The 15,486-nt window shown below is 44.7% G+C and carries 13 protein-coding genes; 1 reads left to right on the top strand and 12 read right to left on the bottom strand.

Annotated features, from left to right (window positions below; all coding sequences use genetic code 11):
• Nucleotides 1-297 precede the first annotated feature (297 nt).
• The 12 genes from hemB to lonB form a co-directional block, all read right to left on the bottom strand.
• On the bottom strand, nucleotides 298-1,296 hold the full coding sequence (gene hemB, locus NV381_RS00225; RefSeq protein WP_258211241.1) for a porphobilinogen synthase: 999 nt from the start codon (nucleotides 1,294-1,296) through the stop codon (nucleotides 298-300).
• A gap of 233 nt (nucleotides 1,297-1,529) precedes the next feature.
• Nucleotides 1,530-3,062: a uroporphyrinogen-III C-methyltransferase gene (cobA, locus tag NV381_RS00230; protein ID WP_258211242.1), complete on the bottom strand. Its 1,533-nt coding sequence runs from the start codon at nucleotides 3,060-3,062 to the stop codon at nucleotides 1,530-1,532.
• Nucleotides 3,063-3,067: 5 nt separating this feature from the next.
• Nucleotides 3,068-4,006 carry a hydroxymethylbilane synthase gene (gene hemC, locus NV381_RS00235; RefSeq protein ID WP_258211243.1) on the bottom strand — a complete coding sequence of 313 codons (939 nt, stop codon included), beginning with the start codon at nucleotides 4,004-4,006 and terminating at the stop codon, nucleotides 3,068-3,070.
• A gap of 35 nt (nucleotides 4,007-4,041) precedes the next feature.
• Nucleotides 4,042-4,755 (bottom strand): precorrin-2 dehydrogenase/sirohydrochlorin ferrochelatase family protein, encoded by a 714-nt coding sequence (locus tag NV381_RS00240; RefSeq protein WP_258211244.1) that lies wholly within the window; start codon nucleotides 4,753-4,755, stop codon nucleotides 4,042-4,044.
• A 115-nt stretch (nucleotides 4,756-4,870) separates the two neighbouring features.
• Nucleotides 4,871-5,695: a cytochrome c biogenesis protein gene (locus NV381_RS00245; protein WP_258211245.1), complete on the bottom strand. Its 825-nt coding sequence runs from the start codon at nucleotides 5,693-5,695 to the stop codon at nucleotides 4,871-4,873.
• Nucleotides 5,696-5,716: 21 nt separating this feature from the next.
• The gene (hemA, locus tag NV381_RS00250; protein ID WP_258211691.1) at nucleotides 5,717-7,111 is read right to left on the bottom strand and encodes a glutamyl-tRNA reductase; all 1,395 of its coding nucleotides are present in this window, start codon (nucleotides 7,109-7,111) and stop codon (nucleotides 5,717-5,719) included.
• A 165-nt stretch (nucleotides 7,112-7,276) separates the two neighbouring features.
• The gene (locus NV381_RS00255) at nucleotides 7,277-7,807 is read right to left on the bottom strand and encodes an S-adenosylmethionine decarboxylase (protein ID WP_258211246.1); all 531 of its coding nucleotides are present in this window, start codon (nucleotides 7,805-7,807) and stop codon (nucleotides 7,277-7,279) included.
• Nucleotides 7,808-7,936: 129 nt separating this feature from the next.
• Nucleotides 7,937-8,338, bottom strand: a complete 402-nt coding sequence (speD, locus tag NV381_RS00260; protein WP_258211247.1) for an adenosylmethionine decarboxylase — start codon at nucleotides 8,336-8,338, stop codon at nucleotides 7,937-7,939.
• 346 nt (nucleotides 8,339-8,684) lie between these two features.
• The gene (locus NV381_RS00265) at nucleotides 8,685-9,272 is read right to left on the bottom strand and encodes a non-ribosomal peptide synthetase module (RefSeq protein WP_258211248.1); all 588 of its coding nucleotides are present in this window, start codon (nucleotides 9,270-9,272) and stop codon (nucleotides 8,685-8,687) included.
• Nucleotides 9,273-9,602: 330 nt separating this feature from the next.
• Complete coding sequence (yihA, locus tag NV381_RS00270; RefSeq protein WP_258211249.1) at nucleotides 9,603-10,238, bottom strand: ribosome biogenesis GTP-binding protein YihA/YsxC; 636 nt, start codon at nucleotides 10,236-10,238, stop codon at nucleotides 9,603-9,605.
• Nucleotides 10,239-10,278: 40 nt separating this feature from the next.
• The gene (lon, locus tag NV381_RS00275) at nucleotides 10,279-12,612 is read right to left on the bottom strand and encodes an endopeptidase La (RefSeq protein WP_258211250.1); all 2,334 of its coding nucleotides are present in this window, start codon (nucleotides 12,610-12,612) and stop codon (nucleotides 10,279-10,281) included.
• 227 nt (nucleotides 12,613-12,839) lie between these two features.
• A complete protein-coding gene (gene lonB / locus NV381_RS00280) occupies nucleotides 12,840-14,543 on the bottom strand; it encodes an ATP-dependent protease LonB (protein ID WP_258211251.1) in 1,704 nt (567 codons plus the stop codon).
• A 230-nt stretch (nucleotides 14,544-14,773) separates the two neighbouring features.
• Here lonB and NV381_RS00285 point away from each other — a divergent pair, with 230 nt between their 5' ends.
• Complete coding sequence (locus tag NV381_RS00285; protein WP_258211252.1) at nucleotides 14,774-15,472, top strand: N-acetylmuramoyl-L-alanine amidase family protein; 699 nt, start codon at nucleotides 14,774-14,776, stop codon at nucleotides 15,470-15,472.
• The last annotated feature ends 14 nt before the right edge of the window (nucleotides 15,473-15,486 follow it).

Genomic DNA, 15,486 nt, shown 5'->3' on the forward strand with positions numbered 1-15,486 from the left:
TACTCCTAAAAACTTCCTGTATGGAAAGTTTACTTCGTAAGCATAAACTGATCTACTCATTATTATGCCCTATTTGGCAGCTTGTAACAACTGATTAGCATCCAAGATTCCGACAAAAGTATGACAAGAAACGCTCAGGATTTTACCCACTGTAAGCGTTCTCGCATCGATCATGGTCCAGAAAAGAAAGTCCACTCATCAGACAAAAATTAGCTATAAATGCGAGGAAGCCATCCTCTTGTTAAAGGATAGCTTCCCTGACTTCTATTGCTTTCATTTCGGACAATCATTATCCGCTTATTGACTTTCACGCAGCCAACCAGCAACATCCTTGGCAAAATAAGTGATAATGAGATCTGCTCCTGCACGCTTAAAGCCGATCATCATCTCCGAAACAATGGAGCGCTCATCGATCCAGCCCTGCTTCGCAGCGGCTTTCACCATAGAATACTCAGCGCTGACATTGTAGCAAACAAGCGGCAAATCGAATTGATCGCGAAGTGTCCGAATGATGTCCATATAAGCCAAAGCAGGCTTAACCATCAAAAAGTCTGCACCCTCTACAACATCGGCTTCAGCTTCTCTAAGCGCCTCACGAGCATTAGCCGGGTCCATCTGGTAGGTCTTGCGGTCGCCGAACTGCGGAGCGGAATGTGCTGCATCGCGGAATGGACCATAGAAAGAAGAAGAATACTTAACTGCATACGACATGATAGGTACCTGATCGTAACCAGCTGCATCCAACCCTTGGCGGATTGCATAAACAAATCCATCCATCATATTGGAAGGAGCGATTATGTCTGCCCCTGCCTCGGCTTGAGCAACAGCTGTTTTAACAAGCAGTTCGAGTGAAGGATCGTTGAGAACATCTGCGCGCTGCTTGGACTCATCAAAATGCACCACACCACAATGGCCATGGTCGGTAAACTGGCACAAGCATGTATCGGCTATGACGAGCAGTTCAGGATACAGCTTTTTAATACTGCGGGTTGCTTGCTGTACAATTCCGTTATGATCATAGGCAGAGGTTCCCAGAGCATCCTTATGTGCAGGAACGCCAAACAGGAGAATGGCTTTAATGCCCAAGGCAACAACCTCATGGATTTCTTCTTCAAGACGGTCCATAGAGAAATGGTATACACCAGGCATTGATGAAATCTCATCTTTGATTTGCGAGCCATGAGTGACGAATATTGGGTAGATTAGATCATTAACCGTAACGTTGTTCTCTCTAACTAAACTGCGCAGCCCGTTTGAACCGCGTAATCTCCGATTACGAACGATAGGAAAGCTCATTGTTGTACCTCCAGAAGTTTTTCGTAGACCTATATTAGTGTGTGTTCAAAAAGTCGACATTTCAGCACCGAGAAGGTTGCATGAACCTGAAGAAGGAGGAGCGGAGTTTAGGCAAACCTAAATGAGCACCGGACTTCGAAGGTGAATGCAAGATTCGATGTCGAGTAATCTTCCTATGCTGCTTCGTGATCAAATGGTGACTTTTCGAACAACCTCTATTAGAGTAAAACTGCTTACTTGACTTTATATAAACTGTCCACTAAAGATTCAACGGTTGCTTCTTCAGCCAAATAATCAACTGTGAGTCCAGCTTCTTTAACCGTTTGTGCTGTCATTGGTCCGATGCAGGCAATCTGGCAGGAAGCCAGCAATTCCTTCGGATTAGCTGTACCAAGCTCCTCAAGAGCGCGAATTAAATTCGTTACAGTAGATGAGCTGGTAAAAGTAATAATATGAATAGCTTTTTTCTGCAGCAGCTCAATAACTTCAGTGCCTCCGTCTGTTTCCAGAACGGTTTCGTAAACATCTACCTCTGTTACATTAAGGCCCTTTTCACGCAGTCTGGCGGGCAAATATTCCTTGGCAATATCCGCTGTTGCTAGTAGTACGCGTTGTCCCGGCTTCAAATCCGCTTCAATTGATGAGAGCAGCTCATCTCCTTGAAACTTCGCTGGAAGCGCCTCAGCCATCAGGCCGCGCATATTTAACGCTTCGGCTGTTTTGGGTCCGACGGCCGCAATACGCGCTTTTCCAAGTGAACGAACATCTATACCACTCAGCCGCAGCTGATCGAAGAATTGCTCTACACCGTTAACGCTTGTAAAAATAACCCAATCGAAATCATACAGTTGTTTTAAAGCCTGGGCCAACGCTTCCTTAGCAGCGGGCTTTGTTGGTGCCTGAGTCCGGATAACCGGAAATTCAACCGCTTCTCCACCGAGCTCTTCAATTAGATTTACTAAATCACTAGCCTGACTGCGGGCTCTTGTAACAAGAATACGCCGTCCAAATAAGGGCTTCTTCTCGAACCATGCCAGCTTACTGCGCAGCTTTACAACATCTCCGACAATAATAACGGCAGGAGATTGAAAGTTCGCTGCTCTAACCTTTTCAACGATATCGGTAAGAGTCCCTGTCAGCGTCTCCTGCTCCATCCAGGTTCCCCAACGGATTAATGCAACCGGAGTCGTAACAGACTTCCCGCCTTCAATTAATTTATTCCTTATAAATTCCAGATTCGCAACACCCATCAAAAAGATAAGTGTTCCTGAAGCCTGGGACAAGTTTTCCCAATTTACACTGCTGTAGGTTTTGTTCTGATATTCATGTCCAGTCACGATTGAAAATGAGGAAGTAAAATCACGATGAGTAACCGGAATGCCCGCATAAGTTGGAACTGCAATAGCTGAAGTGATACCGGGGACAATTTCAAATTGAATCTCATTGTCCGCTAGCAACTCTGCCTCTTCCCCTACCCGTCCAAACACGCTAGGGTCCCCGCCTTTTAAGCGAGTCACAGTCTTTCCTTGGAGAGCTAAGTCAACCAGCAGCTGATTGATTTCTGCTTGCTTAAGCATATGCTTGTCCGGCAGTTTGCCAACAAATATTTTCTCCGCACCCGGCTTCATATGCTTCAGAAGCCTTGGACTTGCCAATCGGTCGTATACAACGACATCAGCGCGCTGAATCGCTTCCAGTCCGCGAACCGTTATAAGCTTAGGGTCGCCCGGACCTGCTCCAACGAGATATACGACACCTTTATTCATCGCACTCATCCCCTCACTGTGGCCAATATATCAGCGGCTCCTCTTGCAATTAATGCATCCGCCAATTCGCTTCCCAACTTGACAGGATCCGTCCCGGTCATTGTGTCCTTAAGCATCTGACCGCCATCTGGCGAACCGACCATCCCTGTCATTGTGATGGTAGTGCTGTCAGCTTCGGTGCTAATTGTTGCATAAGCGCCGATAGGCACTTGGCAGCCACCGTTCAGCTTGCCGAGAAAGCTCCGTTCTGCAGCTACAGCAATAGCTGTAGGCTCGTTATTGTAGTGCTTGAGCAGCCCAAGCACCTCTGCATCTCCGCCCCTGCATTCGATGCAGAGCGCCCCCTGGCCTACGGCAGGCAGACATACCTCCGGCGGCAGGTAAGCACTGATGCGATCCACCCAGCCGACCCGGCGTAAGCCGGCGGCTGCGAGCAGTATCGCATCGAAGCCCTCGGATTCGAGCTTCTTGAGCCTCGAATCAATATTACCGCGGATCGACTCTATCTTAAGATCAGGGCGATAATACTGCAATTGGGAAGAACGGCGCAAGCTGCTCGTGCCGACCTTTGCCCCTTGAGGCAGCTCATCAAGGCTCGCAGCCCCACGCGTGATCAAGCAATCCCGCGGATCCTCACGCAGCGGCACAGCTCCGATTACAAGTCCTTCTGGCAGCTCCCAAGGCATGTCTTTCATGCTGTGTACAGCCATATCAATCTCGCCGTCCATGAGTGCCTGTTCGATTTCTTTGACGAACAACCCTTTGCCGCCTACCTTGGACAAGGTTACATCTAGTATTTGATCGCCTTTAGTAACGATCTTCTTCAATTCAAACTCGCATTCGATACCATGCTCCCGGCATAATTCGCGCAAGTGATCCACCACTTGTCCCGTCTGCGTCAAAGCCAACGCGCTCTGTCTAGTGCCAACTACAATTTTACGCAATACGCTCAGCCCCTTACTTTTGTAGGTAATAATCTTTATTCAGTAAGCTCTCGGATCCATTTATCCAGCTTCTTTATTCCAGCCAATGTTGGTTCAGCTTCAATACGTTGCATAAGGGCTTGCTTTGAAGAAGATATGAAGCTGCCAGATCGAATCCAACCAAGCAGGTCCCATTCCAGCATCGATTTAAATATCGCTTGCCTTTCGATCGTATCCTTTACCTTCAATTTTATTAATGAACGAAGCTCCTGAAGAAGTTCCAAATACACCTCATACTCTTCACCATACGTCTTCTCCAGCTCCTGGCGTACCCGCTTAGCCACAGCAGGACTTGCTCCAGTCGTAGATACTGAGATCACGAGCTTCCCCCGACGAACAACGGCAGGTACAATAAAACCGCTTCGCTTCGAATCATCCGCTACTGTAACAAGCTTGCCCAATGCCTCCGCTTCCAAACGCACGGCCTCATTGATTTCCGCTTGATCCGTTGCCGCGAATATCAAAAGTGCTTCTCGAAGCTCTGTCATCCCTGTTTGGAAATGCTTCTTTATTATCGACACATGTCCTCCCAGAGCCCATTCTTCAAGCTGTTCCGTACAAGCAGGACTTATCAAAGTTATCGTGGCGCCAGCTTCAATTAAAGATTCGGCTTTACGCTGTGCTACTACGCCCCCTCCAATGATTACACAAGGTTTCCCAATTATGTCAAGCATCAAAGGATAATAGCTCTTATTCCTTCGCTCCTTCAATTGAAACCTCCTTAGAGCTTCGCATTGGCGCAACTTTCTTCGTAAGTTGAAGTGCCGTTAGTTGCAAAACTATCGTTTTGCTTCTGCTAGATTTCACTTCCATTATTGCAAACATTTATGACCATTGATGGAAGGTGGAATAGAAGTTGGCAAATACGATATTCAGAGCAACGATGAAAAATGCAGCCAAATTCCAAAGCGCAAGCTTATCTCCGGGCGTTTTTAGAAGCAGCCGTTGAAATAAATAAAAGCCATAAGCCAAAAGTACAAACCAGGAATTTATTACTTTAGAGTCGAATAGCAGCTTCATATCTCCCTCTAACACAATCCAAACGATTCCAAGCGATAGGCCCAATAATAATAAAGGTGCACCCATAATAACTGAAACATAGGCATATTGATCTGTTCTATCTAAACTAGGCAGCCGCTGCATCAGCTTGGACCACTTTTTCTCCTTAAGCTGGCGGTGCAAGAACCAATACATGAATGAAAAAACGGCTGCAATGGCAAATGCGGCATAACTGGCGATCGATAGGCTAATATGGATAAAAAGCAGCTCGTCGCTTATTTTCCACGAGGCTAACGTTGGCGATACTTTCGGATTGCTGAAAAAATTCAAAGCCAACACGGCAAAGCCGATTACATTAACAAAAAAAACAAATAGTTCTATACGAAAAAAACGATTTATTATTAATGATACCGTAACAAGCAGCCAAGATAGCATAAATAACGTTTCGAACAATGAATACGCATCCGCTCTATTATGCTCGATCAAACTATAGATTAAGTAGAACGTTTGCAAAAGCCATACAAAAGAAAGCAACCCTGCACCCATCCGTTTTGCACTTCGATTCGAACCAACAAAGTCCGAGAAGTAAAACAGGAGGCTCAGGGCATATATATAAATTATAGCATCATATAACCAGCTTTTCGTAACCATAGACCAATGCACCTCTTCCGATTACGATTTGGCCAAGGCATCGGCAGAATTCATTGGAACTTTCGTTAGTTGTTCTTCCTTCCAACGATCATGGGCACTGTCAGCTGCAAGCTGACGCGCTGTTTGCTCCTCATGCTCCCGCTGCGCCAATTGCTCCTCAAGCGCAAATATTTTGGTGAAATACTCCAAAGCCTCATCACCGTGTTTTTCGGCTGCCATTTCTTTGATGCGGTTAACGGGATCACGAAGCATTTGGTTAACTATGCTTTTCGTTAATTTACGAATGACTTTCAGCTCTCGCTCTTCCAGATCGGGAAGCTTCTTCATCAAGCTGTCCATCGTTTCCTCATGGATCAAACCGGCTCTTGCTTGCAGTGCTTGAATGACCGGGCTAACACCGAGTGTCTTGGTCCATTGTTCAAATGCCTGCTTCTCCTCGGTGATCATTTCCTCGATGATAACGGCTGCTTTGCGTCGTTCTTGCAAATGGTTATTCACTATCGATTGCAAATTATCAATATCATATAAAAATACGTTCGGCAGCTCTCCGATAGCTGGATCTAGATCCCGCGGAACGGCAATATCTATCATAAAAAGAGGTCTTGAACGGCGCTTTTGCAATACGCCTGCAACTTGCTCACGGGATAACACCAAGTCGGCTGATCCGGTCGAGCTAATAACGATGTCCACTTCCTCCAAATATTGAAGCAACTTGTCCATGGAACAGGCCACGCCTCTAAACTTATCCGCAAGCTCTTGGGCTCTGCTTAAAGTCCGGTTTACAACAATAACCTTATCCGCACCGTTAGCATACAAATGCTTGACGGTTAATTCACTCATTTTACCTGCACCTACAATCATAACCTTCTTATGATCATAACTGCCAAAAATCCGTTTCCCTAGTTCTACGGCCGCATAGCTGACCGATACCGGATTATCGCCGATACCTGTCTCTGTATGTGCACGTTTTGCCATCGTTACAGCCTGCTTGAACAATGTGTTAAACATTATTCCGGTCGTCTTCTCCTGCTGTGCAAGCTGGAGAGCATCTTTGACCTGACCTAATATTTGCGTTTCCCCAATAACCATCGAATCAAGCCCGCTCGCTACATGAAACAAGTGATCAATTGCTTTCTCATTTTCATATATGTACAAATGCTTATTGAATTGATCCCGTGGAATACCAAACCATTTCTCAATAAATCCACGCAAATAATGATCGCAAATATGCTCACGATCGGAAACAACATACAATTCTGTCCGATTACAGGTGCCGACGATGACACACTCCATAACGCATTTCGTTTCTTTAAGCTCCTTCAACGCTTGCGCAAGATCTCCATCGGAAAAAGTAAATTTCTCGCGGACTGCTACCGGCGCTGTTCGGTAATTTAAGCCTGCTACAACGATTTGCATAGGTGTCACCTGCCCCTCCTCTTAAGTTTCTGAAAACAGTATAGCATATATTGACGAACTGCTCCGACAAATTTTTTGAATAATATGTGAAAGCAGTTTTTTATCAATCACTCTATTTTCAGCTTTTTTCAACTTCTTTATACCGAATCTGGATTAGTAAGCAATTTACTGCAGCAGCTTTTTCTTAATCAGCTCTGTCATTGCTTTATCCGTTTTGATTAATCGTTCATTTTGTGAGGAAACTATCTTGTGATCTGTTGACATTAGTTTTCCGTAAGCATCATACAAGTCCGCATATTGCTTACGAACCTGCTCCAGAGTCTGTGATTCATCCGCCTTCAAAGGCCGCTGACCGCCAATCTGAAGACGCACCACATATTGCATTAACTGTGTAAGGCCCTTGAGCGGTACCAATTCATCTTCCCCGAATGCCAGAACAAGATGTTCATGAGTAAAATTAGCTGTATAAATAGCTTGACGAAGCATATCCAAGCCTTCTGTACCTTGAGACTGATTAGCATCATGCAAAAAGCTTCCAAGCAGCTCCATCTGGAATAAGGAAACTTGATATAGCAGCTTCCCCGCATTCTGCTTCTCAGTATGGCTGCCCATAATTAAGCTATTGATTTGATACAATGACCAACAGCCTGCCAACAATAAAAACACATAGAAGAGCAGCTTTCTTCTGCGTCTCACCTGACATCCCCCCATTGAACACATTAAATAATCCAAGCCTACTTGATTATTGTATGGGGGGATATTATAACAAATAACCACGGATAAGCTCCGTGGTTACCATTACTCATGAACGAGTTAATATTATATTTATTTAGTCAATTGTGCCTGCTTCATAACCGGTGTTTCCACTACGAGCTCGCCCATACCACGTATCAGCTTCTTCGCATGCGTCGTTTCCGGTTTCAACACGGAGACCATGTAATCGATAGCCAACTGAGGATCAACTGTTTCGCCGCAAGTATAACAATCTAGTGCAGCAAAACCTTTCTCAGGATAAGTATGAATGGATAGATGACTTTCCGATAATAATACTAACACTGTTGCACCTTGTGGTTCAAATTGTTTGGATTGAACCGACATTACGGTCGCCCCACATGCCTCAGCAGCCTCCACCATTTGCGCTTGTAACCATTCTGCATTGTTGAGAAGATCAAAGTCGACCCCCCAAGTATCTACAGCAACGTGTCTTCCGAAAGTTGAATATTCCATCCTTCGGTTCCCCCTTCCTAGGAATAAAATGTTTGAAAAATTTCATCCGCTAGGACCTACGTCATTCACTTCCCGAGGGAGTTATCTCTCGCAACATTCAATGTCCTGAGTGAATCCTGGTTCCTATTTTGTTTTCAACGAGAATAAAAATAACATCTATTCACCAAAAATGCAACACTTTTTTTAAGAATCTCTCTTTTTACCATTACACCTTATCTAAACCACTGTCTAGCATATGTAAACAACGCCCCACAAGTGTATAGAAATTTGGTGGATAGCATAAAGAAATACTCCTCCGCTGCTTGGAAACAACGAGAGGAGCTTGTATTTGAAATAAGATATATAATTAAGCTTCGAGTACAAACAATTCATGTGCCAGCTTCTGCAAGCGGGCATCGATTTGTTCGCGTACGGCAAGTTCTTGAATGTCATTTCTTAAATCAAGTAAATGGTTGATTTGGAGTCTTATTCGTCCAATCTCTTGTTCAACTTCATTTCTAAGGAATAGCTTGTTAAGCTGGCCGATGGTGTCCTTGTATTCATAGATGACTTTATCGGTGCCTTCCTTGTATTCCACAATTTTAACTACCGTTCCGTGTTCATATTCGTAGATCATGGTGTATGTTTCATAAAGTCGATGCACAGTTGCGCTTCCTTTGAAGGAGGAAACAGCTTTTCTCATTAAATTGACTAAATTTTTGTTTGTAATCCTGCATGAGCCTTGGCAAACATAAACGCCTAACTTTCTTTCGAACGAGAGGACAATCTCTTGACCTGCATCGTCCAGCAGTACCACCTCTTGGTTTCCGTTTTCAAGCACTCTTACTTGCAGAGAAGCTTGATGGTCAACAAACATTTGAATAAACAGGGCCATTTCGGCTTCCGTCAGTTGTAGGCAGGTTTTGACGTATTCGGTCGCTAACCTCATTGCCATAAAAATCCCTCGATTCTTTATTTGCGAACCTTGAAGCCTAACTCTTATTCTACTGTGCTATATACATTATACTACATAAATATTTAATATTCCTGCCAGCTTTTCATTGAATTCCGTTGAATTCCAGAAAAAAACGCTTTTTCCTTGAAGGATTTCAAGATTATATTTAAATTCCTCGCTTTCCCTTATCAAGTTCTGCGAATCCCTACCATAATCGCAAGATTAGTTTACTTTTTTTATTATTACATCATGAATTAGAATGCGTATGTTTATTCTAATTAATGTATGAAAAAGCTGCATGGCTCAGGTGGCCATACAGCTGTATAAGGCTTACTCGATTATGTCTGTTGGTGAAACAGGTTCTAATTCTTCCTCAATTCCCCAGCCTATTTCCTGCTCAATGACTTGCCACAGCTCGTCCTTTCCCACACCAAGCTCGGACGAAAACAATACAAGTCTCTCATGCTTTTCCATGCGCAGCGTCTCTCTAACAATTTTTACATGCTTTTGCCAATGGCCTTTTGTGATTTTATCGGCTTTCGTAGTAACCACACACATAGGTACACCGTTATGCTTGAGCCAATCATACATACTCTGATCATCTTTGGAGGGAGGGTGCCGCAAATCAATTATTAACAATACTAACTTTAGATACTCGTGATGCATTAAATATTGCTCAATAAACTTTCCCCAGATTTCACGTTTGGATTTGGAAACCTGAGCATATCCGTAACCTGGTAAATCCACGAAAAATAAGTCCGAATTTATTTTATAATAATTGAGCTGCTGGGTTTTACCCGGCTTGGAACTGGTTCTGGCAAGATTTTTACGCTGGATCATCCGATTGATCAGTGATGACTTACCGACATTCGAACGCCCTGCCAGAGCAATTTCCGGCAAGGCATCGGGAGGGTACTGGCTCGGACCAACCGCGCTGATAACAAACTCAGCTTGATTAACCTTCATTGTGACCTTCACTCTTTCTTTGGTTGAAACTTTATTCTAATTATACTTGAACCTGCTTAACTAATGCATGCTCAAGAACTTCGTCCATATGGGAAACCGGGATAAAGGTAAGCTCACGACGAACGCTCTCCGGAACTTCTTCTATATCCTTAACATTGTCAAAAGGGATAATGACCCTGCGAATGCCTGCACGATGCGCGGCTAAGCTCTTCTCTTTCAAACCGCCAATCGGCAGCACACGGCCACGTAAGGTAATCTCACCTGTCATCGCAACCTCACGAGAAACCGGAATATTCGTCAATGCCGAAATTAGCGCGGTTCCCATTGTTATGCCGGCTGAAGGTCCATCCTTGGGTATGGCACCTTCGGGTATATGGATGTGAATGTCCACCTTCTCATGGAAATCAGGAGGAATCCGAAGCTGCTCTACGCGAGAACGCGTGTAACTGAATGCGGCCTGTGCAGACTCCTTCATTACATCCCCCAGCTTGCCCGTAAGCGTAAGCTTGCCGTTGCCGGGCATTACCGTAACCTCAATGACAAGCGTGTCACCACCAACTTCAGTCCATGCAAGTCCGGTAACCGCTCCGATCTGATCGTATTCCTCAGCCATTCCATAACGGTACTTGGAGGGTCCAAGGAATTCCTTTACATTATCCACTCGAACCTGAACGGAACTGACTTGACCAGAAACCAGCTGTTTTGCAGCTTTTCGGCATATAGCAGAAACCTGCTGCTCCAGATTTCTTACGCCTGATTCCCGTGTATATTCTCTAACAATTCGCATTAAAGCCTGTTCTTCTATGTTCAATTGCCCATCCTGTAGGCCGTGATCCTTTTGCTGTTTCGGAAGCAAATAGTTGTTGGCAATATGCAGCTTCTCGATCTCTGTATACCCTGGAATGTACAACACTTCCATTCGATCGAGCAATGGCCTAGGTATATTATGCACTGCATTCGCCGTGGTAACAAACATTACATTCGACAAGTCAAATGGCACTTCAATATAATGATCGCTGAATGTACTATTTTGCTCCGGATCCAACACTTCGAGCAGCGCGGCTGAAGGATCTCCACGGAAATCCATCGCCATCTTGTCTATCTCATCCAATAAAAAAACCGGATTGGAGGTTCCTGCACTCTTCATTCCTTGGATGATCCGACCCGGCATGGCTCCCACATAGGTGCGTCTATGTCCGCGAATTTCCGCTTCATCCCGGACGCCTCCTAATGAAATTCGGACAAACTGGCGACCGAGCGACCGAGCAATTGAACGCGCAATCGAAGTTTTACCTACTCCTGGAGGGCCAACGAGACATAGAATAGGGCCTTTTAGCTTCTTAACCAGCTTCTGTACGGCCAAGTACTCCAAAACTCGTTCTTTCGGTTTTTCCAGCCCGTAGTGATCCTCATTCAAAATTTCTTCCGCTCTATTAATATCCAAGTCATCCTCGGTAAAGGTACTCCAAGGGACACCTAATAACCAATCGATATAATTGCGAATTACGCTTCCCTCAGCTGAGGTTGCCGGCATCTTTTCAAGCCGATCGATTTCCTTTTCAATCTTTTCTTTAACTTTGTCCGGCACTTCCGTACTGGAAAGCTGGGATCTGAGCTCCTCTACCTCACCTGCACGGCCTTCTTTGTCGCCCAGCTCTTTTTGAATAGCCTTCATCTGCTCGCGGAGATAGTATTCTTTCTGTGTTTTCTCCATTTGCTTCTTGACGCGTTGGCTGATCTTACGCTCCAGCTCCAAAACTTCACGTTCGTTATTCAAAATGCTGAGCAGCTTCTCCAACCGCAGCTTTACATCTATAGTTTCCAGTATTTCCTGTTTATCCTTGATCTTCAAAGATAAGTGGCTGCAGATAACATCTGCCAATCTTCCCGGTTCATCAATGTCAGAAACTGCCGCTAACGTTTCGGGCGTTACCTTCTTCGACAGATTAATATAGTGCTCAAACTGATTTAGAACCGTTCTCATTAATGCATCAATCTCTGGGTCAGAGGTTTCCTGCTCGGGCAGTTCTTTAATCTGCACTTCATAATACTCATCGTTATTTAAAAATTCGGTAATTTCCGCACGGACGACACCCTCAACCAGTACTCGAATTGTGCCGTTCGGCAATTTAAGCATTTGCCTAACCTTTGCAATGGTACCTATTCGATATATATCTTCTGTTGAAGGCTCTTCAATATTCACTTCCGACTGTGAGCATAGAAGTATCATACTGTCGTCCACCATGGATTTCTCCAGCGCCTTCACCGACTTCTCTCTGCCAACGTCCAGATGCAGCACCATACTCGGATAAACGAGCAACCCGCGCAATGGAAGCAAAGGCACACGCCGCACCTTCATTTTGTTCGATCCCATCTTGGAGCACCCCCTCTAGAACTTTGCTTTAACAAAGTTTACTTCGTAAGCATTTGCCGTAACTTTGCTTTAGCAAAGTTTTACTTCGTAAGCACAAGTTGGGTTATACGAAAAAATAACCCGTTTGCTATAATTTACATTTTATCAAAATTAATTTCAAAACACCAATCGGCTCCTATCGTATAGAGACATCACCCATACAATGAGCCGAATAATTGGTTAGAGTCTCATTCAAGTCCATCAGCGTGCAGGACGGTTACAGAAGCTGTAGGAAGCAAATCAGGCTGTACGGTTGATGTAGTCGGAAGTACGGTTAGCTCAACTCCCAACGCAATGGCAAGGACTTCTTCAACGGATTCAACCGGTATGACCTCAAGCCCGTTTAAGCCGCTAAATATTTCCTGCCAGTTCTCTTTGGGTATAATTACTTTGGTAGCTCCTGCTTGGAAAGCAGCCTCAACTTTTGCTACCACACCGCCTACAGGCTTCACCTTTCCATGAATACCAACTTCACCGGTCATGGCTATGTGATTATCGACTGGTATTTGTTTAATGGCAGAGGCAATCGCAGTCGCCATAGACACTCCCGCAGAAGGACCATCGATTGGCGTTCCCCCTGGAAAATTAATATGCAAATCGTAATTATACGGATTTATTCCGAGACGTCGCAGCACTGTCAGCACATTTTCAACCGACCCTCTTGCCATGCTCTTGCGACGGATCGTTCTGGAGCCTCCGCCCATCTCTTCCTCATCGACAACTCCCGTAATAGTGAATTTGCCGGTGCCAGCTTGTAAAACAGGTATTGCAGTGACTTCAATCTCAAGCATCGTACCCAAATTAGGACCATATACAGCCAATCCGTTTACAAAACCAACCTCAGGCTTCGTTCCGATTTTCCGTTCAGGCCTTGGAGGAATTTGCGAGCTGTTGACAACCCATTCCACATCAGAAACCGTCATTTCTTTGCGTCCATCCGTCAAGGCCATACCCGCTGAAAGCTGAATAATATTTACAGCCTCGCGTCCATTAGTGGCATGCCTTTTAACAACCTCCACTGCCGCCGGATTATCCGGGAATCCGATTTTCACCAAAGCGTTGATAGCGATTTTGCCGATCTCATCAGGCAGCAGTGGACGGAAGAAGATTTCCATGCAACGGGAACGTATAGCTGGCGGCAACTCACTAGGATTACGTGTAGTAGCTCCAACGAGGCGGAAATCCGCGGGCAACCCATTTTGGAAAATATCATGAATGTAGCCTGGTATATTCGTATCCTCTGAATTGTAATACGCACTTTCCAGATACACCTTGCGATCCTCAAGTACCTTTAATAATTTATTCATTTGATGAGGATGCAATTCACCAATCTCATCAATAAATAATATTCCGCCGTGCGCCTTGGTTACGGCACCTGCCTTCGGCTGTGGAATACCTGCTACCCCCATTGCTCCCGCACCTTGATAAATAGGATCGTGAACAGATCCGATTAATGGATCGGCAATACCGCGCTCGTCAAAACGTGCTGTGGTAGCATCAACTTCGGTAAACTTAGCATCCTGACGGAAAGGTGACTCCGCATTCTTCTTAGCTTCCTCCAGCACCACTCGCGCTGCCGCGGTCTTACCGACACCTGGCGGACCATAAATGATAACATGCTGCGGGTTGGAGCCGCACAGGGATGCCTTTAAGGCCCTTAATCCTTCTCTTTGGCCAACGATGTCCATCATAGTACTGGGTCTTGTCTTCTCAGCCAAAGGCTTATTTAAAGAAATGGAGCGCAGCTTCCTAAGCTTTTCAAGCTCCTTTTTCGATTCTTTATCAACCGCCGTTCGATTAGATTGCTGATTGCGCAGCAAATTCCAAAAATACAACCCGATTACAATGGCAAAAAACAATTGGATGATCATCAAAATCACACTGATATTCATAGGTAAAACCTCCTGGAAATTTTAGCGAATAATTACTGTACCTGTTCCGCACTGAACTTTTATTTAAAAGACAGCTCCACAAGCACAGTTTACAAGTTATATCTTCCTGGTAGTATTCCCCTCTTAAGGTAGCATTAATCCCTTACTGAGAAAGTTTTCAATCATGAATGAGATTAAGCCACTGGAGAACGATATAGTATAGAAAAATCATTGAACGGGGGAATTTGGTCATGCGTCGCATAATGCTTTTGATCGTTCTAATCTTATTACTTGGTACAGTAAGCATAAGCCAGGTCGTAACTGCAAAGGATGTATCAGCCCCTTATCCAGTCCTTAGAAACCCATTCGTTACAGATGTGGATGTGTTGATTGATGTAGGACATGGCGGAATTGATAGCGGCACTTTGTATGGAAACATCTATGAAAAAGACATCAATCTGGAAATGGCCCAGCTTACTTATAATCTACTTCGTGAAAAAGGGCTGACTGTCCTGGTTAACCGAATGAATGACTACGCGCTCAGCGAAGAAAACGGATGGCTGCGGGCTCGTTCAAGGCATCTGAAAGATCTGGCTCAACGAAGCCACCTGGCCAATGAAATTCACCCCAAGGTGCTTATTAGTCTTCATGTCAACTGGTCTAAAAACAGCTCCATAAGAGGTCCACTCGTACTCTTTCAAAAAACAGCGCCTAGCCAAAGGCTTGCCGAATCTATACAACGTTCGTTGAATAACATGTATGGTACGTCAACTGAAGCTGTTCTTGGAAAACCCTACTTCTTGCTTAAGCATGTCCATGTGCCTGCTGTCATAGTTGAGATGGGATTCATTTCTAACTCCTCAGACCGTGAACAAATGATGGAGCCTCAGAAGCAGAAGAAGCTGGCAGAAGCTATAGTAACCGGTGTTACTAATTACTTGGAAAATTAATAACACCAACTTTT

Source organism: Paenibacillus radicis (ex Xue et al. 2023) (genome assembly GCF_024722015.1).
In the GTDB taxonomy this organism is placed as follows: Bacteria; Bacillota; Bacilli; order Paenibacillales; family NBRC-103111; genus Paenibacillus_S.